12 protein-coding genes and 2 pseudogenes are annotated in these 17,986 nt (G+C 73.5%); 10 read left to right on the forward strand and 4 right to left on the reverse strand.

The features are described from left to right. The 5 genes and pseudogenes from E2E34_RS35485 to E2E34_RS17750 form a co-directional block, all read left to right on the forward strand. Positions 1-1,051, forward strand: a pseudogene (locus E2E34_RS35485) (hypothetical protein); the annotation flags it as partial. After that, a complete protein-coding gene (locus tag E2E34_RS17735; RefSeq protein WP_138902896.1) occupies positions 1,048-3,438 on the forward strand; it encodes a serine/threonine-protein kinase in 2,391 nt (796 codons plus the stop codon). The pseudogene E2E34_RS35485 and the gene E2E34_RS17735, both read left to right, overlap by 4 nt. Then, a complete protein-coding gene (locus tag E2E34_RS17740) occupies positions 3,435-4,796 on the forward strand; it encodes a vWA domain-containing protein (RefSeq protein WP_167518308.1) in 1,362 nt (453 codons plus the stop codon). Before E2E34_RS17735 ends, E2E34_RS17740 begins: the two co-directional genes overlap by 4 nt. Next, positions 4,793-5,833, forward strand: coding sequence for a GlnX family signal transduction membrane protein (locus tag E2E34_RS17745; protein ID WP_138902898.1), 1,041 nt, complete (start codon positions 4,793-4,795; stop codon positions 5,831-5,833). The genes E2E34_RS17740 and E2E34_RS17745 overlap by 4 nt, the downstream gene beginning before the upstream one ends. Further along, the gene (locus E2E34_RS17750) at positions 5,830-7,104 is read left to right on the forward strand and encodes an extracellular solute-binding protein (protein ID WP_138902899.1); all 1,275 of its coding nucleotides are present in this window, start codon (positions 5,830-5,832) and stop codon (positions 7,102-7,104) included. The genes E2E34_RS17745 and E2E34_RS17750 overlap by 4 nt, the downstream gene beginning before the upstream one ends. A gap of 109 nt (positions 7,105-7,213) precedes the next feature. Here E2E34_RS17750 and E2E34_RS17755 read toward each other — a convergent pair whose 3' ends face one another. Together E2E34_RS17755 and E2E34_RS17760 are read right to left on the reverse strand one after the other, a co-directional pair. Then, on the reverse strand, positions 7,214-9,115 hold the full coding sequence (locus E2E34_RS17755; protein ID WP_138902900.1) for a DUF8823 domain-containing protein: 1,902 nt from the start codon (positions 9,113-9,115) through the stop codon (positions 7,214-7,216). A 162-nt stretch (positions 9,116-9,277) separates the two neighbouring features. Beyond that, positions 9,278-11,953, reverse strand: a complete 2,676-nt coding sequence (locus E2E34_RS17760) for a serine hydrolase (protein ID WP_138902901.1) — start codon at positions 11,951-11,953, stop codon at positions 9,278-9,280. 207 nt (positions 11,954-12,160) lie between these two features. Between E2E34_RS17760 and E2E34_RS17765 the strand changes: the two genes are divergently transcribed. The 3 genes from E2E34_RS17765 to E2E34_RS17775 all read left to right on the forward strand — a co-directional run bounded on the left by E2E34_RS17765 (position 12,161) and on the right by E2E34_RS17775 (position 14,438). Further along, entirely contained in the window at positions 12,161-12,904 is a 744-nt protein-coding gene (locus E2E34_RS17765; protein WP_138902902.1) for a GOLPH3/VPS74 family protein, read from the forward strand. 266 nt (positions 12,905-13,170) lie between these two features. Then, positions 13,171-14,028 carry a helix-turn-helix domain-containing protein gene (locus tag E2E34_RS17770; protein ID WP_138902903.1) on the forward strand — a complete coding sequence of 286 codons (858 nt, stop codon included), beginning with the start codon at positions 13,171-13,173 and terminating at the stop codon, positions 14,026-14,028. 200 nt (positions 14,029-14,228) lie between these two features. After that, positions 14,229-14,438 carry a DUF397 domain-containing protein gene (locus tag E2E34_RS17775; protein ID WP_138902904.1) on the forward strand — a complete coding sequence of 70 codons (210 nt, stop codon included), beginning with the start codon at positions 14,229-14,231 and terminating at the stop codon, positions 14,436-14,438. A gap of 184 nt (positions 14,439-14,622) precedes the next feature. Here E2E34_RS17775 and E2E34_RS17780 read toward each other — a convergent pair whose 3' ends face one another. Beyond that, positions 14,623-15,468, reverse strand: a complete 846-nt coding sequence (locus E2E34_RS17780; RefSeq protein ID WP_138902905.1) for a hypothetical protein — start codon at positions 15,466-15,468, stop codon at positions 14,623-14,625. 91 nt (positions 15,469-15,559) lie between these two features. On the opposite strand from E2E34_RS17780, the gene E2E34_RS17785 reads away from it, so the two are divergent. Further along, a complete protein-coding gene (locus tag E2E34_RS17785; RefSeq protein WP_138902906.1) occupies positions 15,560-16,342 on the forward strand; it encodes an SDR family oxidoreductase in 783 nt (260 codons plus the stop codon). 54 nt (positions 16,343-16,396) lie between these two features. Beyond that, positions 16,397-16,775: pseudogene (locus E2E34_RS36505) on the forward strand (Na+:solute symporter); the annotation flags it as partial. Here the strand turns inward: E2E34_RS36505 and E2E34_RS17795 are convergent. Then, a complete protein-coding gene (locus tag E2E34_RS17795) occupies positions 16,735-17,853 on the reverse strand; it encodes an ADP-ribosylglycohydrolase family protein (protein WP_138902907.1) in 1,119 nt (372 codons plus the stop codon). The pseudogene E2E34_RS36505 and the gene E2E34_RS17795 overlap by 41 nt on opposite strands. Between the last annotated feature and the right edge of the window lie 133 nt (positions 17,854-17,986).

Raw genomic sequence — 17,986 nt, forward strand, 5'->3', positions numbered from 1 at the left:
CACCCGCTGGCTGGCGGGCGAGGACGACCTGGCCGACGTGGAGATCACATTCGTACGCGACGAGGACGTGGACGCCGCCCTCGCCCTGCGCACCACCCTCACCCTTGCGGACCGCGAGCAGTCGCCCCGCACCTCCGTCGCCGCCGGCCCCGGGCGCGGCGTCACCGCGCCCCGCGCGGGCAGTCTCGACCTGGCTGTCGACGTGAGCGGCAAGTCCCCGGCCCAGATCGCCGAGGAGATCGCCGAGGGCATGGCGCTCGACGGGCCCGGCCTCCTGCCCATGCCCGCGCGCATCGCCGCCGACGCGCTGCCGCTGACGACCGTGGCCCGAGGGGTGGACGACGCGCTCCAGCCGCTGGAGACGGTCGAGTTGCTGGACACGCTGGTGCGGCGCGGCGGCCGGCTGCTGCTCGTGTTCCGGCAGCACGACTCGCCGGCCCTGCGCCGGACGTACGAACTCCTCCTCGACCCGTCCCGTCCCCGGCTCTGGCTGGACCGCGTAGGCCGCCGCATCCGCGCGCTCGCCCGCACCGAGGAGAGCGCCCGGGAGTTACGGCGGCGGGCGGCGACCTGCGTCACGCCGCTGCCCGCCGTCCCCCGGTACGCCCCCGACCTCGAACTCAAGGCGGCCCGCCTCGAAGCGGACCCGCAGCGGGGCGCGACCGGTTTCCTCGTCAAGCTGTCGTACGTCGAGCGGACCGTGGAGACCGCCCTGCTGGAGGCGGAGACCGCCCACCGGCTGCTGGCCCGGCAGCTCGCCCGCCACCAGGACCTGCGCGGTCTCCTCGACGGTCACCAGGCGCGCCTCGCCGCTCACGGCCTGACCGAGGCGGCGGCCCGCGCGCACCAGGAGGCCCAGCGGCTGCTGACCGGCGGGCCCTGCGAGCTGAGGGTGGCGGAGGCGGCGGTCGACCGGTTCGTACGGGAAGCCCGGGCGGCGCTCGCGCCCGGCACGCGGACCGGGGCGGAGCACACGGTGGAGGCGGCGGAACCCGTGCCGGAACCGGCACCGGGACCGGCGGCGGCCACGACGGCGGAGGGGGACCGATGAGGCCGTGCCCGCACCCCGGGTGCGCCGGGCACGTCACCGAGACCGGCTTCTGCGACCTCACCGGCCTGCCCGTGGACTCCGGGACGAAGACCGAAGGGCGGGCGTCGGCGCGGACGGAAGCGGAGGCGGGAGCCACGGCGCAGTCCGGGGCGGCGCGCTCGGGAGCCCGGGCCGCCGCCCGGTTCGTCCTCACCCCCGCAGGCGAGAACCTCATGGACCTGCCGCACGTCGAGGTCCCCGACCCCGCCCTCCTCGTCGAACCCGTCGAGGACCAGCCCTCCCACGTCATGCGCTGCGGGAACCCGGACTGCACGGAACTCATCGGCGTCGTGACGACCGAGGGGCGGTGCAGCTGCGGCACGCCGTATGCGCTCCAGCCCCAGCTGTCCGCCGACGACGTGCTGGCCGACCAGTACCAGGTCGTCGGGCCCATCGCCCACGGCGGCCTCGGCTGGGTCTACCTCGCCGAGGACGCCCAGCTCTACAACCGCCCCGTCGCCCTCAAGGGCCTGCGCAACCCGCACAGCCCGCTCGCCCGCGAGGTCGCGCTGCGCGAACGCCGGCATCTCACCGACCTCAACCACCAGGACATCATCCGCGTCATCAACTACGCGACGCACCGCCCCACCGGCACCGACTACATCGTGATGGAGTTCGCGGGCGGCATGGCGCTGCACCAGATCGCCGAGCGGATCGCGCGCGACGAGGAGCCGTTCGCCGGTCCGCGCGTGCACGAGTTCATCGTGAGCTACGGCATCCGGATCCTCGACGCGCTCGGCTACCTGCACACGCACGAGCGCAAGGTGTACGGCGACATGAAGCCGGACAACGTCATGCACTGCGGCGACGGCATCAAGATCATCGACGTGGGCGGGGTGCGGGAGTTCGGCGCGCCCGGCCCGTACACCGACCCGTACAAGGGCCCCGAGGTCGAGCAGGACGGCCGGGCGCACCCGCAGTCCGACCTCTACAGCGTCGGCGTGACCCTGCGCGAGCTCACCGACTCCGCGCACCACCCCGCCCCCGGCCTCGGCGCCGAGTCCCTGCGCCGCGCGCTGGCCCGCGCCACCGACCCGGAGCCGCGCAGACGGTTCGCCACGGCCGCCGAGATGTCGCTCCAACTGCGCGGCGTCATCCGCGAACTGCGCTCACTGCGGCTCGGCACGGAGACCTTCGAGCCCTCCCGGCTCTTCGAACCGGCGTCGGCCGCGCTGGACGGCGGCCTCGGCGAGGCCCCCACCCTCGACCGCTGGGCGTACGGCACGCACCGCCTGCCCCTCAACGCCGCACGCCCCTCCCCCGACGAGGTCGCGGCCGGCCTGCCCGTGCCCAAGACCGACCCCGACGACCCGCAGGCGGCCTCCCTCGCCCGCATCTCGTTCGACGCGCCGGGGCTGCTGCAACTGCTGGCGGACTGGACGCCGTCCCCGGAGCTGCACCTCCTGCGCTGCCGCCTCCACCTCGGCCTGGCCCGCCGCGCGTCGGTCCGCCGCCCCCAGCCGCGCGCGCACCACCACGAGCGGGCCCGCGTCGAACTCGACCTGGCCACCGCCCTGATCGGCGCGATGGCGCCGCACGACTGGCGGCTGCACTGGCACGCCGGGCTGCTCCACCTCGGCGACGACCGGATCGCCGAGGCCCGCGAGGAGTTCGACCTCGTCTACGACTCGCTGCCCGGCGAGTACGCCCCGAAGCTCGCCCTGGGGTACTGCCACGAGCGGCTCGGCCGCCCCGACCGCGCCCGCGACTACTACGAGGCGGTCTGGCTGCGCAACCACTCCCTCGGCAGCGCGGCCTTCGGGCTGGCCCGCATCCACCTCGCCCGCGAGGAGCGGGAGAAGGCCCTGGACATCCTGGAGCACGTGCCCAAGGACTCGCGGCACCGCACGGCCGCGCGGACCGCGATCGTACGGATCCTGGCGGGCCGCCGGTCCCCGGACGGCGAGCCGCCGCCGCTGGAGTCCATCGCCGCCGCGCTCGCCCGGGTGACCCGGCTGCGGGAGGAGGAGGGACTGACGGACCGGCACGCGAGCCTGCGACTGGAGACGCACATCCGGGAGGCCGTCCTCGACTGGCTCCGCGGGGCGCCGGACGACGCCCGGGGCGCGGCCACGCGGCTGGCCGCCCTGCGCGAACGCGTCCAGGACCCGGACCTCACCGAGAACAGACTGCGCGGACGCCTGGAGGAGGCGTACCGGGGCCTTTCCCAGCAGGCGGGTGACGCACGCGCGCACGCGCTCCTCGACCTGGCCAACGGGATCAGACCACTGCGCTGGACACACAAGGAGCACGCATGGCTCAGGACGGCACAGAAGGTGCGCAGGACACGAGAGATGTGGAAGGCGGCCCACACACCCCGGCCGCTGGAGTCGTCTCCCTCGAAGTGAGCCAGCAGCCCTACGTCTGGGCCGAACGCGGGGCCGAGGGCGGTACGCGCATGTGCGCCGTGGTGACCGTCACGGTGTCGCTTCCGGCGGCCGGGGAGGGAGCGGCGGCTCCCGCGCCCCCCGCCCGGGCCGAGATCCTGCTCCTCGACTGCTCGGCCTCCATGGGCTACCCGCGCGAGAAGCTGTGGGCCGCCCAGGAAGCGGCGGCGGAGGCGATACGCGCGCTGCCCGACGGCACGTACTTCGCCGTCGTCGCCGGACGCCACACGGCGGAACTGGTCTACCCCCCGGCCCCCCGGCAGTCCGCCGCGCTCGTACGGGCCGACGCCACCACCCGCAAGGACGCCCAGGACGCGGTGGAACGCCTGGCGCCGGGCGGCGGCACGGCCATCGGCAGCTGGCTCGCACTGGCCCGCGAGCTGTTCGGCGGCCGCCCCGGGCCCGCCGTCCGGCACGCGCTGCTGCTCGGCGACGGCCGCAACGAACACGAGCAGCGGGACGCCCTGGTCGCCGAACTCGCGGCCTGCTCCGGCCTCTTCACCTGTGACGCCATCGGCATCGGCGAGGACTGGGACCCCGACGAGCTGCACCTGGTGGCCGACAGCCTCGACGGCAGGGCCGACGCCGTACGGGACCTCGACGACCTGCCCGGCGAGTTCCGTTCCGTCACCGCCGAGTCCACCGCCCGGCACCTCACCGGTCTGCGGCTGCGCCTCACCCACCGCGCGGGCAGCGAACCGCTCACCGTGCGGCAGGTCCACCCCACCCGCCGCGACCTGCTCCCGGAGCGGGTGCCGGCCGGCGACCGGTGCGTGGAGTTCCGTACGCCGCCGTGGGGCGACGAGACCCGCGAGTACCTGGTGTGCGTGGCCGCCTCCCGTACGCCGCAGGACCCGGTCGACCGGTCCCTGTGGCTGGCCGACCTGAAGATCGTGCGGGAGGCCGCGCCGGGAGAACCCGGGCCGGTGCTCCCCCCGGCGCGGCCCGTGCTGGTCCACTGGACGCGGCACCGCGACCTCTACAGCGCGTACGACCCCAAGGTCGCCCACTACGCCCACCACGACGCCCTGGTCCGCGGCCTCGAAGCGGGACGCGCCGCCCAGCGCGCCGGCGACACGGAAGGGGCGCGTGCCGCGTGGGGCGAGGCCGTGCGCCGGGCCCACGCGATGGGCAACGAACCAATGCTGCAACGGCTCGGCGACGTCGTACGGATCATCGACGCGGCCACCGGCGAGGTGGAGGTGCGCCCCGACATCCGGCCGCTCGACATCAACTCCGCGATGGTCCTGCGCGCCCACAGCACGATGCTGCCCCAGCGGCCCGAGCCGCGCCCCGAGCCCCGGGACGGCGACGCGTGATCTCCGGCCCGTCGCACCGGTTCTGGCGCTCGGCCACCGGGGCCGACGGTGTCTCCACCGTCGGTTACCTGCGCCGTCAGCTCACCTGGCTGCTCGCCCTGACCGCCGTCGGCGGCGCGGCGCTCTTCGGCGCGTACGACGAGGTCCACCGCGACTCCGTGTCGATCCGCGAGCGCACCGGCCCCGCCGTGGTCGAACTGGCCAGGGCGCACACCTTCCTGCGCCAGGCCCACACCACCGCCGACGACCACCTGGACTACCGGACGGACCACCACGCGTGGCCGGACATCCTGCCGCGCGGCGAGGAGTACCGGACCCAGGTCGCCGAGGCGAAGAGCAGCCTCGCCCGGGCGGCCGCCACGGGCTCCCTCGACCGCGAGGACCGGCAGACCCTGCGGATCGTGTCCGGGCTCGTCGACAGCTACGCGCTGCGCATCGACGGGGCGTGGACCCAGTCGCACCAGCCGAAGCTGAGCAGCGCCAACCTCACGTACGCGCGGCGCATGATGCACGAGCCCGAGACGGGCATCCTGGCCCGGATCGTCACGCTCCAGACCCGGCAGACCGACGCCCTGGACCACCAGGAGGACTGGGGCGCCGCGCCGCTGCTGGCCTGGCCGGTCGCGGTGGCGGCCTGCGCGCTGCTCGGCGTGCGGCTGGTGGGCACCCAGGTGTTCCTGCGCCGGCGCTTCCGGCTGCGGCTGAGCGTCCCGCTGGCGGCGGTGACCCTGCTGCTGGCCGCCGTTCCCGTCCTGGCGTTCGGGACCTGGCAGGCGCACGCGAGCCAGACGGGGATGCAGGAGGCGGTCGCCCCGCTGACGCCGGCCGGCACCCCGGGGGCCCAGGCGGCGGCCGTGTCCGACGCCGAGGACGGCATCGCCGAGGCCGTCCGGGAGGGCAACACCGAGGCCTGGGTCCGGGGCACGGTGTTCATCCCGCTCGGGACCGCGCTGATGGCGGGGGTCGTCCTGTGGACGCTCCAGTCGCTCCTCGCCGAGTACGCCGTTCCCCGGAGCCCCGCAGGAGGCCGCAAGTGAAACGCCGTTCCCGTCCGCCGCGCCTGCTGCTGTCCCTCTGCCTCCTGGCCGGGCTCGCGTTGTCCTGCGCCGCGTGCGCCGAGGAGCCGCCGCCGGTGGTCAGCGTGCTCGGGCCGTGGACCGGTGACGAGGAGAGGAGCTTCGAGACGGTGCTCGACCAGTTCGAGAAGAAGTACGGGATCGCGTACGACTACCAGGGCACCACGTCGCTGCGCGAGACGCTGCTCGCCCAGGTGCAGGCCGGGTCGCCGCCGGACATCGCCGTACTGAACAGCCTCGGCGAACTCACCGAGTACGCGCACCAGGGTGTGCTCGTACCGCTTCCCGAGAACGTCCGCGAGCGTTCCCCGGAACCGTGGGCCCCCGAGCTCACCGTCGACGGCCGCAAGAACGCGTACTGGACGCCGGTCAAGGTCGACCTGAAGAGCGTGGTGTGGCACTATCCGGGCCGCGCGCCTCAGAAGGGCGAGTGGTGCGTCGGCGTGGGATCCGGCGCGACGTCGGGGTGGCCCGGCAGCGACTGGATCGAGGACATCCTGCTCCAGAAGTGGGGCCCGGACGTGTACGAGCTGTGGGCCACCGGCGAACTCTCCTGGAACAGCGACGAGGTCCGCACGTCCTGGGAGACGTGGGGCCGGCTGATGGCCCCCGGCGGCGACCGGTCGCAGGCGGACGCCGCTCTCGGCAACGACTTCAACGGCAACGACGGCAAGGGGCTGCTGAAGCGCTCCGGCGACGGCTGCCGGCGCGAGCACCAGGGCAGTTTCGTCCGGCGGCTGTACGACGAGGACATCACGTACGTGCCGACCACCCGGGCCGTCGCCGGACTGGGCAACGACCGGGGCGCGTACGAGGTGGCGGGCGACATGGCGGCGCTGTTCGACGACACGAGCGGCGCGCGGGCCCTGATCACCTTCCTCACCGGGGACGAGGCGCGGGCCACCTGGGCGCAGGCGGTGCCGGAGAGCAACCGGCCGTTCTTCCCGGTCTCCGTCGGCTCGTACGGCGAGAGCTGGGCGAACCGGGCCGTGCACGACACCCTGACGAGCGCGAAGCGGCTGTGCGCGGACGCGTCGGACGTCATGCCGCCGGGGGTGCGGGGCGCCTTCTACCGGGCGGTGCTGGAATTCCTGGCGGACCCGGGGGACAAGGAGCTGCTGAAGGGCCTGCTCGCCCAGCTGGAGGACGAACGGCTGCGGCACGTCGAACTGGGCACGCCCCGGGTCCCGTCGGTCTGCGCCGCGCCGACGGGCGGGGCGGGAACGCCGTGACCGCTCCCGCGCACGGGGGCCGCCGGCGTCCTCGCCGCACGGGACGAGCACCTCACCACCGGGGGCCGGCGACCGCCGCCCGTCCCCGGTGCGGCTCGCGCGCGGTCCCTCAGCGCAGCTCCTGCGGGCAGGCCGTCCCCCGGGTCAGACCGTAGGGCGCCGCCAGCCGGTACACGCCGGGCCTCGGCGCGAGCAACTGCGTCCACTCGTCGCCGGCCGCGTCCTCGTCCGCCTTCATCAGGCAGCCGTTCGGGTTGGTGAACTTGCGCGGCGTCTGCCCCCGGAGCTTGGACTCCGGCGTCTCGGCCGGCGGTTCGACCCGCTCCCCCTCGGCGTCGACGAGGCCCAGCCACGGCGAGTACGGGATCCGGATCAGGACCCGCCCCGCGCTCCGCACCCGGATCGTCAGCTCGCCCGCGCCGGCGCGGTCCACGGTCGCCGGCGGGTCGGCCAGCGGAGTGGGGTCGTCGACGCGGAAGAGCCGCCAGTTGTCGTCCGCCCAGACCTGTTCGAGGTACGGCTGGCCGCTGCGCACCAGCTCGTACTCCTGCGTGGCGCCCGACCTGTCCGGGGCGCCCTTGGGCAGCACGACGTAGTGCACGGCCCAGCGGTCCAGCCACTCGCGGTACGTGTCGGGGTGGAGCGTGTCGTCGTAGAAGAGCGGGTTGCGCTCCATGTCGGCCTGCCGGTTCCAGCCGCGCGCCAGGTTGACGTACGGAGCGAGTGCCGACGCCTCCCGGTGACTGCTCGCCGGGACCACCTCGACCCGGCCCTTCTCCGCGCCGACCTCCTGCAACTGATTGACCAGCGGGGCCAGCTCGCGCGCCCAGGACGCCGTCGGCGCGGTGCGGATGATGTCGTCGACGCTCTTGTAGCCGATCCAGAAGGTGAACCCGGCGAAGGCGACGACGAGGGCGTACCACTTGGCCGTGCGCGGCGCGACGAACGGCAGCGCGGCCAGCAGCACCACACCGGCGAACACCATCGCCAGGCGCGAGACGTTGCTGCCGATCTGCGAGTCGATCAGATAGGTCAGCAGCACGCCGAAGGCGTATACGGCGGCCCCCGTCCGGACCGTCTTCCAGTCCGCCGGTACGAGCACGGCCACCAGCACGCCGTACAGGAACGGCAGCGACGCCGTCCCGACCGACATCGGCTGCGTGCCGGAGAACGGGAACAGCCAGGACGACACGGCGACGACGAGGACCGGCGCGAGGCCGAGCGCGTAGGCCCCGGGGCGGCGCTTGTTGAGGAACAGGGCGGCCGCGACGACACCGAGGAACAGGCCCGCGACCGGGCTGCTCGCCGTGGCCAGACCCGCGAGCGGCGCGGCGACGGCCGCCTTCGCCCACCGGTTGGCGGCCCAGCGGCGCGGCCAGCAGAACACCGCCGCGACCGCGCCGAGCGCGAACATCATGCCCAGGCCGAAGGTCACCCGGCCCGACAGGGCGTTGCAGAGGAAGGCGAAGACCCCGGCGAGCGCGCACCACAGCGGGTTGCGGACCGCCTTGACGCGGACCAGGATCAGCGCGGTCAGGGCGGCCGACACGGTGCCGACGATCATCATCGTCGTACGGACGCCGAGGACCGACATCAGGTACGGCGAGACCACGCTGTACGACACCGGGTGCATGCCTCCGTACCAGGCGAGGTTGTACGCCGAGTCGGGGTGGCGGCCGACGAACTCGGCCCAGGCGTCCTGGGCGGCGAGGTCGCCGCCGCTGTTCGCAAAGCAGAAGAACCACACGACGTGGACCACCGCGGCGGCGGCCGTCGCGATCGTGACGGGGTGCCGCAGGAAGTGGCGCGCGCGGCCGCCGTCCGGGGCGGCGGGCACGGCCGCGGGCGCGCGGCCCGGGGCGGTGCGAGCCGCCGGCGCTGGGCCGCTGCCCGAGACCGCGCCGCGCTCCGGGCCCGGCCGTACGCCGGCGTCCCGTATGCCGGTGCGACCGTCACGGCCGGCGTCGTCCCCGTCCCCGCCCTCGGCGCGCCTGGGCTCAGCGGTGGTCATTACGGCTCTCCCCGTCTCCCCCGGGTACCAACAACCCCCCGACACGCAGTAGGACGCCGTCCCCGTGTCCCGTAGTTGCCCGGACGCTAACACGCGGTGAACGGGCCGCTGCCGCCGGTCCCGGGACCGGCGGCAGCACTCCCTGATCGGACCGGCCCCGGCTCAGCCGATCCGGGTCAGCTTGTCCCCGAGGCCCGGCTCGACCAGGTCCTTCTGGAGCACGACCGGCGCGGTGACCCGGCCGGGGCCCGAGCCGACGGTCACCTGACCGACCTCGTCGCCCGCCTTCGCGGCGTGCGGCAGCGGCTTCCCGGCGTCGGAGATCGCCAGCTCCACCTTCAGGCCCGGCCAGCCGACGGCCTTCAGGTCCTTGGTCGCGACGACCGGCGTCCGGCCGCCGAGGCCGTCGTCGACGTAACCGACGACGTCGCCCTTCTTCACGACGGTCGCCGACGTGACGTCCTTCTGGGCCGCCTGGATCAGCTTGAGGCTCCGGCTGATCGCGAGCTGCAGCTTGCCGTCGAGCGTGGTGGCGTCCTCCTGGCCCATCACCGCACCGACGATCCGGCGCTCCTCGCCGTCGACGACGGTGTTGGCGGACCACAGCAGGTTGCCGCCGGCGGGGGTGGACGAGCCGGTCTTGATTCCGCTGACTCCGGGCTGGAGCAGGATGTTGTTGTTGTTGTAGATCTTCCCGTCGATGCCGGGGATCTCGACCTCCGGCAGGTTCACGATCTCGCGGAACACGTCGTTCTCCATGACCGCCTTCGCCAGCTTGAGCTGGTCGGTCGCGGTGCTGACCGTGGTGGCCTCCAGGCCGCTCGGGTCGGTGTACGTCGTGTTCTTCATGCCGAGGTCCTTGGCGGCGTCGTTCATCTTGCCGACGAACTCCTCCTCGGACTTGGCGCCCCAGCGGGCCAGCAGCCGCGCCGCGTTGTTGCCGGAGGGGACCATCAGCAGCTGGAGCATCTGCCGCTCCGTGAACTGCTGCCCCTCCCTGATGCTGGCGGTCGACTCGTCCTTGTGCTTGGACTCCCTCTCGGCCTGCGCGTCGACCGTGATCTTCGGGCCGTTCTCGGCGCCCTTGAGGGGGTGCTCCTTGAGGATCACGTACGCCGTCATGGTCTTGGCGACGCTGGCGATCGGCGCGGGCTTCTGCTCCCCGTGCGTACCGATCGTGCCGACGCCCGGCACCTCGACGGCCGACTGACCCTCCTCGGGCCACGGCATGCTGAGCGCGTCACCGTCGAAGGTGTACGTCGGCTTCGCCGTCAGCGCGAGCGTGGGCGCGGGCAGCGGCCGCACGTACTGTACGACCGCAAAGACGATCACCAGCAGCAGCACCAGCGGCGCCCAGATCTTGACGCGCCGCACGGCGGTCCTGACCGGGGTCTCCGGCGGGGGCGGGGTGTTCGTCAGCTCGGCCAGCAGGTCGAGCGGCGGCTTGGGCGGCAGCGGCTGCTGCCGCGTGCGCTCCGCCTCCGGGACGGGGGCGGCGGTGGCCTCGGGGGTCGCGGCGGCCGGGGCCGCGGCGGCCGTGGCGGCAGGGGTGACGCTGCGCGGGCGGCCGGACGGCGGCCGGACGTCGTCCCGCTTCAGCGGGACGAACTGGCTGGTGCGCTCGGCGGCGGACTCGGGCGTGACGGCCTTGAGCGCGGTGGTCGGCTGGTCCACGGCCTGGCGCGGCCGCACGGCCTTGAACACGGCGGTGGCCTGGTCGACCCCGCCGGTGGTGGCTTCCGCGTCCCGCGCGGCGCCGGAGCCCTCACGCGGTCCCGCTCCACCGGACGGCGCGCTCCCGCCGCCGCCCTTGGGGCTGTCCCGGACCACGGCGGCGGCGGGGGCGTCCCCGCCCCGGCCCTCGCCGTCGCCCTTGTCGTCCTGCTTGGCGTCGGCCTTGGCGTCGGCCTTGGCGTCGGCCTTGGCGGAACGGTCCTCCTCGGCGTCGGCGGCGTTCGCATCCGCATCGGCCGGGCCGGGCTCGGCCTCGTCGTCGGCCGCGCGGGGGGAGTCCTCCGGGTGGTCCGTACCGGACGCGGACGGCTCGCCGCCGGCGGCGTCGTCCGCATCCGGGGCCCCGTCGGCATCGGCATCGGCGGCACTGTCGTCGGCGTCGGCGTCGGCCTGCGGCTCGGCGGTCGCCTTGCCGACCGGAGCACCGGCGGTCTTGACGTCCGTACCGGACAGCTCCACCGCGTGCTCGCTCCATCCGGCACCGGCCGCGCCGGCCGCGTCGGCCGACGGCTCACCAGCGCCATCGGCGCCCGCGTCCGTCCCGGAAGCGTCCGCCGCGCCGGCCGTGGCTGCGGCGGAGTCCTCGGGCGCGCCGGGCTTCGGGGCCCGGGGCGGCTCGGGGTCGCCGACGGGCGCGTCCAGGGTGGCCGTGGGCGCGTTTTGGGACGTCGTGTGCGGGGCGGGCGCGTCGGCCATGGCCTCCGCCTCCTCCGCCACGGCCCCGGCGTCGCCGGGGCGGCCCTCAGGAGCCTGCGGGGAGCCGTCGGAGTTCTCCGCGTCGTCCCGGTCCTGGGGGGCGTCCGCCGTGGCGACCCAGGCCGCCACCGCCCTGCGCAGGCGCGCATCGCCCTCGGGGGCCTTCGGGGACGGGTCCTCCGGAGCCTGTGCGGGCTCCGGGGCCGCCTCCGGGGACTCCGGGGCCGTCGGGGACTCTTCTCGCGGCAGCTTGAAAACCGCCGTCGGCTGATCGACGCGGCCGCTGTCCGCCGGTTCGGCCCTGCCGGCCGACTCCCGGAAAACGGCGAGCCGCGGATCGCGTTCACCCGGGGCCGTCTCCCCCGACGACTTCCGCTGCTCCGACCTGTCGGGGGACTCGCCCGCCACCGATGCCTCCTTCATATGCGCCCGCGCATACGCCCGCTGTCCGCGGTCCGATGTCCGAACCATGTACCAGTGTCCTGTCTGAGACCCTGGCTCCCTCGCTAGACGAGAACGACATACGTGCCGGTTCCCGTACGAAGCACCCAGGCACTCTCGACAGATGAATGTGAGAGGGGTCACCCTGTCATTCATCCACGCGGGGAGGCATGGATGGGCAGGAGCCGCAGAACACTTCCGGAGGAGCTTCTGCTGCTCGCTCTGGACCCGACAACGGGTACCACAGCGCAGCCGCAGTCGCTCGACCTCGGCCTGGCCGGGGCACAGCTAGTAGAGCTGGCTCTGGCAGGACGGATAGCCCCAGACGGGGATCGTATCGCCGTGGTGATGGCACGGCCGACAGGAGATCCGACTTTGGACTCCGCACTGGAACTGCTGCGCAGGCGCGGCAGCCCGGTCCGGGCCGTCCACTGGATCGGCGGGCCCCGGCTGGGGCTCCGCCAGACGTATCTCTCGCATCTGGAGCGGTGCGGCATGGTCCATGCCGTGGCGGGTCAGATGTGCGGGGTGCTGCCGACGACTCGCTACCAGGCGACGGAATCGGTGATCTGCCGGGAAATCAGGTCCCGGCTCGACAGTGCGATCCGCACCGGCGTACCGCCGGACCCGCGGACCGCGGCGCTCGCCGCGCTCGCTCACGCAGTGGGACTCGGCAAGCACCTCTACCCCGGCAACGAGGGGCGCTCATCACGCTCCCGCCTCCGGGATCTGATCAGGCACGACCCGATGGGCGGACTCGTGGCGCACGCCGTGATGGACGTCCAGAACGGTGTGGCCGCACAGCCGCGCCGCGCCCCTGCGGGAGGCGGCCGACCCCAGTCGGCCGTGCCGATGCAGTCGCAACCGCAGCAAACGCAGTCACGCCGCGACGGCATGGCGCGCCTCGCGGCGCACTGAGCCCAGCACCGAGAGCAGCACCCGTACGACCGACGCCGCACCGATGTCCCCATGACCCGGTTCGGGAGCCGCACCCCGGCGCGCGGGGAGCGGACCGGTCGGCCAGGCCGCCCTGGCCCCCGACCGGACCGCCACCCCGCGCGCTCGCGTCGGCACCCTGTGTGGGCATTTCCCAGCGCGGACATGACCATTGGTGGCAGTCTGCTGAGAAGTAGAGCGTGTAGCAGCACATACGCACAACGCACTCAGCCGGAGGTGCAGTACCCGTGGCGTCGAACGTCAACCCCACCGTCAGGCGACGCCGATTGGGCCAGGAGCTCCGCCGGCTGCGCGAGCTCAAGGGCATGACGGCCGAGGAGGTGGCGGAGCGCCTCCTGGTTTCCCAGTCGAAGATCAGCCGCCTGGAGAACGGCCGCCGCTCCATCAGCCAGCGCGACGTGCGCGACCTGTGCGGGGTGTACGACGTCGAGGACCACCGTATCGTCGACTCGCTGATGCAGATGGCCAAGGACTCGCGCCAGCAGGGCTGGTGGCACGCCTTCGGCGACATCCCGTACAGCGTCTACATCGGCCTGGAGACGGACGCCGCGTCGCTGCGCGTGTACGACCCGCAGATCGTTCCCGGCCTGCTCCAGACCCCGCGCTACGCCGAGGCGCTGATCACCGGCGCGCTGCCCGAGACGGCCGCCGGCGACGTCGAGAAACGGGTCAACGTCAGACTGCGCTGGCAGGAACGCATCCTCACCGCCGAACAGCCGCTGCGGCTGTGGGCCGTGATCGACGAAGCGGCGCTGCGCCGCGTGGTCGGGGACAGACAGCTCATGCGGGAGCAGCTGGAACACCTGGTGGAGCAGTCCCAGCTGCCCCATGTGACGGTCCAGATACTTCCGTTCGACATGGGCGCGCACCCCGGCATCAGCGGCCACTACGCGATCCTGGAGTTCCCGGACGCGGCCGACTCCAGCGTGGTCTACATCGAGGGCGTCACGAGCGACCTTTATCTGGAGAAGGCGAACGACGTCCAGAAGTACAGCGTGATGTACGAGCACCTGCGCGCCCAAGCGCTGAACGTCGAGGCCTCGCGCCATTTCATCGCGAACATCGCGAAGGAGTACGCCCGCTGATCAGCCCCCCTGAATCAGCGATTCCGCCGAGGGAACCGGAACGGTACACCTTGGTCACGGCGCAGCGGAAGTCCCTCATGGAATATGCCATCCGGTCGGGTGAACGACCACTTCACGCGATGTGGTTCGCGAGTAGCGTCGCTCACGCCAGCAAGAACGTTGGTGTCTCACTCTCCACGACCAGCAAATTCGGAGTGAACATGGCAATCCATCAGGGCGCTACGGACACCTGGACGAAGTCCTCGTACTCCGGGGGTAACGGCGCATGTGTAGAGGTCAAGTCCCCGGTCAGCCACGCTGTCGCGGTGCGGGACTCGAAGGCGCCCGAGGGCCCTTCGATCACCTTCGCCCCCGGCTCCTGGAGCGCGTTCGTGGGCGGGGTCGGCCAGGGGACGTTCGACCTCGGCTGACCGGTCCGGGGCGAGTCACGACCCGCCGTGGACGACGCGCCGAGACCGACCCACCGAGGCGCGGGCACCGAGCACCGAGGCGCGGCAACGACGCGCCGAGCACCACCGCAGTGAGCCCTCTCGACCGGTCCGCCGTCCTGGCCGAGGGGGCTCCGGTGCGTCCGCCGCCGTGCGGACCGCCGCCTCAGCGCAGTTCGTCGACGTACCGGTCCGTCCCCGGGACCGTCGGGACGAACGGCGCCACCAGCTCCACCAGGCCCAGCCCCGACGCCGCCACCTCCTCGTCCAGTCCGCCGAAGCGCTCCTCCCACGCCTCGCGCGGATCGGCCTCCAGGAACCAGAGCAGCGTCAGCCGGGTGTCGACCCCCTCGACCTGCTTCACGTAGCTCATCCGGTCACCCGGCAGCGGCGTCGGCCGGAAGACGGTGACCATGGCCGCCGGTGAGGCCGAGCCCGCCAGCCGCCCCGGCAGCCGTGTGTCCCGCAGCCACTCCAGCAGCTCCGCCCGCCGCCCGGGGCTCTCGGCGTCGACGACCTCCAGCACCAGGCCCCGGTACGGGTGGTCGAGCGCGTGGAAGTCGCGCGGCCCGGCGTCCCCGTCGCGGTAGACGGTCGCCTCGTGGTCCTGGAAGGCCGTGAAGACGTGCGTACGGTCCTGGTGGACGCGCCCGTCGCGGTTCAGGCGCTTGTTGATCCCGACGGTCCACTTCATGTGCTCGTCGTAGCGCCCCCGCGTCACCCAGTACGTCGAGAGGTAGCAGCCGGCGGTGACCGGCTGCGCGACGGCTGACTTCTCGGGGTAGCGCAGGAGCTGGAGGTCGCGGGTGGCGACCCAGCGGCGCCCGGCGTACATCCAGGGCATGGCCATCGCGCCGGCGATGTAGTGGTCGTCCTCGTACCAGCGGTTGTACGCGTACTCGTGGCCCGGGTGCGGTTCGACCATGGTGATCAGGGCGTGTCCCGGCCGGACGCCGTAGGGCCCCACGCCCGCCAGTTCCGCGTACACCTCACTGCGCGTGTCCTCACCCATGGCTGCCGATCCCTTCCTTCCGCCGCCGGACGGACCTACTCTGACGCCTCGTCAGATAATTGGCCAGACCTGGGACCGGAAGGGCGACCGGATGCTGCTGCAGGGGAAGACCGTCGTCGTGTCGGGCGTCGGCGCCGGGCTCGGGCACCAGATCGCCGCGGCCGTCGTGCGCGACGGCGGCGACGCGGTGCTCGGCGCCCGCACGGAGGCGAACCTCGTCAAGTGCGCCGCCGAGATCGATCCGGGCGGCGGGCACACGGCCCGGCTGGCCACCGACATCACGCACGAGGACCAGTGCCGGGCGCTCGCCGCACTCGCCGTCGAGCGCTTCGGGCGGATCGACGCCGTCGTCCATGTCGCTGCCTGGGACAGCTACTTCGGCGGCGTCGAGGACGCCGACTTCGCCACCTGGCAGAGCGTGCTCGACGTCAACCTGCTCGGCACACTGCGGATGACCCGCGCCTGCCTGCCGGCACTGAAGGAGCGGGGCGGCTCGGTCGTCATCATCGGCACGCAGTCGGCGATCGCCGCGCCGTCCGAGGTGGAGCAGGCGGCGTACGCGGCGTCCAAGGGGGCGCTCACCTCGGCGATGTACTCGATGGCGCGCGAACTCGGGCCGCACCGGATCAGGGTCAACACCGTGCTGCCCGGGTGGATGTGGGGCCCGCCGGTGCAGGCGTACGTCCAGTTCGCCGCGCACACCGAGGGCGTACCGGAGCAGGAGGTGCTGGGGCGGCTGACCGCGCGGATGGCGCTGCCCGAGCTGGCCACGGACGGCGACGTGGCACAGGCCGTGGCGTTCCTCGCCTCGGACCGGTCCCGGGCGATCACTGGCCAGTCGCTGCTGGTGAACGCGGGCGAGCTGATGCGATAGCCGCAGCCCCGCCCTTCCGCCTTCCTTCTCCTCCCCCGACTCCCGCTCCCTCTTCCGATCGCCATCCCGTTCCACGCTCGGGCTGCTGCCCCGGTTCCGTAAGACCGGTCCGACGGCCGCCCTGGTCTCGTGGGCTCGCGTGCTGTTCGCGTTCTGGGTGGTGAACTACGGAAGGGACGGCGTGGCAACGCAGTACCAGGTGTCGGCGCCGCCGGCCGTGTCTCTGCTCCTGTTCGACCACCTCAAGCCGGAGGACACTCCGGAGCGCGACGCGGTGCTGGCACGCGACAACACGGACGGGGACGACGACTCGCCGCCGCACACGGCGGGCGCGACGGTGCCCGGCAGGTGCGGCGCCGTCGATCGGGGTGGTGGGCCCGGTGGTCCGGCCGTCAGGCCCTCGGGTAGCGGTTCAGCCAGCCGGGGGCGCTGATCGCGGGGCCGTGCAGGGCGGGGCCCTGGGTCATCTCCATGGCGAAGTCGTCGGCGAGTTCGAGGAGCGTGGAGCGCCCTTCGAGCTCCGCCACCCAGCCGGGCGGCAGCGCGGTCTCGCCGTGCAGCGCGCCGAGCAGGCTGCCGCAGAGCGCGCCGGTGGCCTCCGAGGCGCCGCCGTGGTTGACGGCCAGGCGCAGACCGTGCCGGATGTCCTCGCCGACGAGGGCGCAGTAGACGGCGACCGCGAGCACGTCCTCGGCGGTGCGCCCGTCGCCCAGCGACTCGACGCGGGCGGGCGACGGCATCCCCTGGCGTACGGCGCCGAGCGCCTGCTTGAGGGCGTCGGTGACAGGCTGGTGGCCGGGGCGGGCGGCGAGCTGGGCGAGCGCGCGCTGGACGGATGCGTCCACGGTCTCGCCCCGCGCCAGACCGTGCACGATCACGGAGAACGCACCGGCCGAGAGGTACGCCGTGGGGTGGCCGTGGGTCTGGGCGGCGCATTCGACGGCGAGCTGGAAGACGAGCTGCGGCTCCCAGCCGACGAGGAGCCCGAAGGGCGCGGAGCGGGTGACGGCGCCGGAGTCGCGGGCGGTGGGGTTCCTGGGCCGGTCGAGTGTGCCCATGGTCTCGTCGGCGAGGCCGGTCAGGCATTCCCGTGAGGGGTCGCGGCGCGCGTACAGCCACTCCTCCCGGGCGAGCCAGCCGCCGTCCTTGCGGCGCTCGTCGGGCCCCCAGTCGCGCTGGGTGAGTGCCCACCGCAGGTGGGCGCGGTGTATGTCGGTGGGCGGGTGCCAGGCCCCGGTGTCGCGGCGCACCTGGGCCCGTATGAGCCCGTCGACGGTGAAGAGGGTCAGCTGGGTGCCGGCGGTGACGGCGCCGCGTCTGCCGTACACGGGGACGAGGTCGGTGACCGCGTCCACGCCGTGGGCCGCGTGTATCTCGTCCAGGCTCAGGGCGGCCACGCCGGCACCGAGCGCGTCACCGACCGCACCGCCGAGCAGGCAGCCGCGCACCCGGCTGCGGAAGTCCTGCTGCTCGGCACGGCCCCATACGGATGATGTGACTGGTGCGCTCACCGCTTCTGCCCTTCGCGTGTGCCGGTCGCGTTCCGGTGTCCGACGTCTGGCGCAGCACTGTAATCGAAGGGGAACGGGGTGTTCAGGGGACGGGTGTGCGAAGGGACGCCACAGGTCCGGCACGGCTCCGCCC

It is taken from the genome of Streptomyces albidochromogenes (assembly GCF_005981925.1).
Lineage (GTDB): Bacteria > Actinomycetota > Actinomycetes > Streptomycetales > Streptomycetaceae > Streptomyces > Streptomyces albidochromogenes.

What these genes read in the sequence shown, in the direction of transcription:
- E2E34_RS17735 (WP_138902896.1), top strand. Translation starts at nt 1,048, where the DNA reads ATGAGGCCGTGCCCGCACCCCGGGTGCGCCGGGCACGTCACCGAGACC.
- E2E34_RS17755 (WP_138902900.1), bottom strand. Translation starts at nt 9,115, where the DNA reads ATGACCACCGCTGAGCCCAGGCGCGCCGAGGGCGGGGACGGGGACGAC.
- E2E34_RS17765 (WP_138902902.1), top strand. Translation starts at nt 12,161, where the DNA reads ATGGGCAGGAGCCGCAGAACACTTCCGGAGGAGCTTCTGCTGCTCGCT.
- E2E34_RS17775 (WP_138902904.1), top strand. Translation starts at nt 14,229, where the DNA reads ATGGCAATCCATCAGGGCGCTACGGACACCTGGACGAAGTCCTCGTAC.
- E2E34_RS17780 (WP_138902905.1), bottom strand. Translation starts at nt 15,468, where the DNA reads ATGGGTGAGGACACGCGCAGTGAGGTGTACGCGGAACTGGCGGGCGTG.
- E2E34_RS17785 (WP_138902906.1), top strand. Translation starts at nt 15,560, where the DNA reads ATGCTGCTGCAGGGGAAGACCGTCGTCGTGTCGGGCGTCGGCGCCGGG.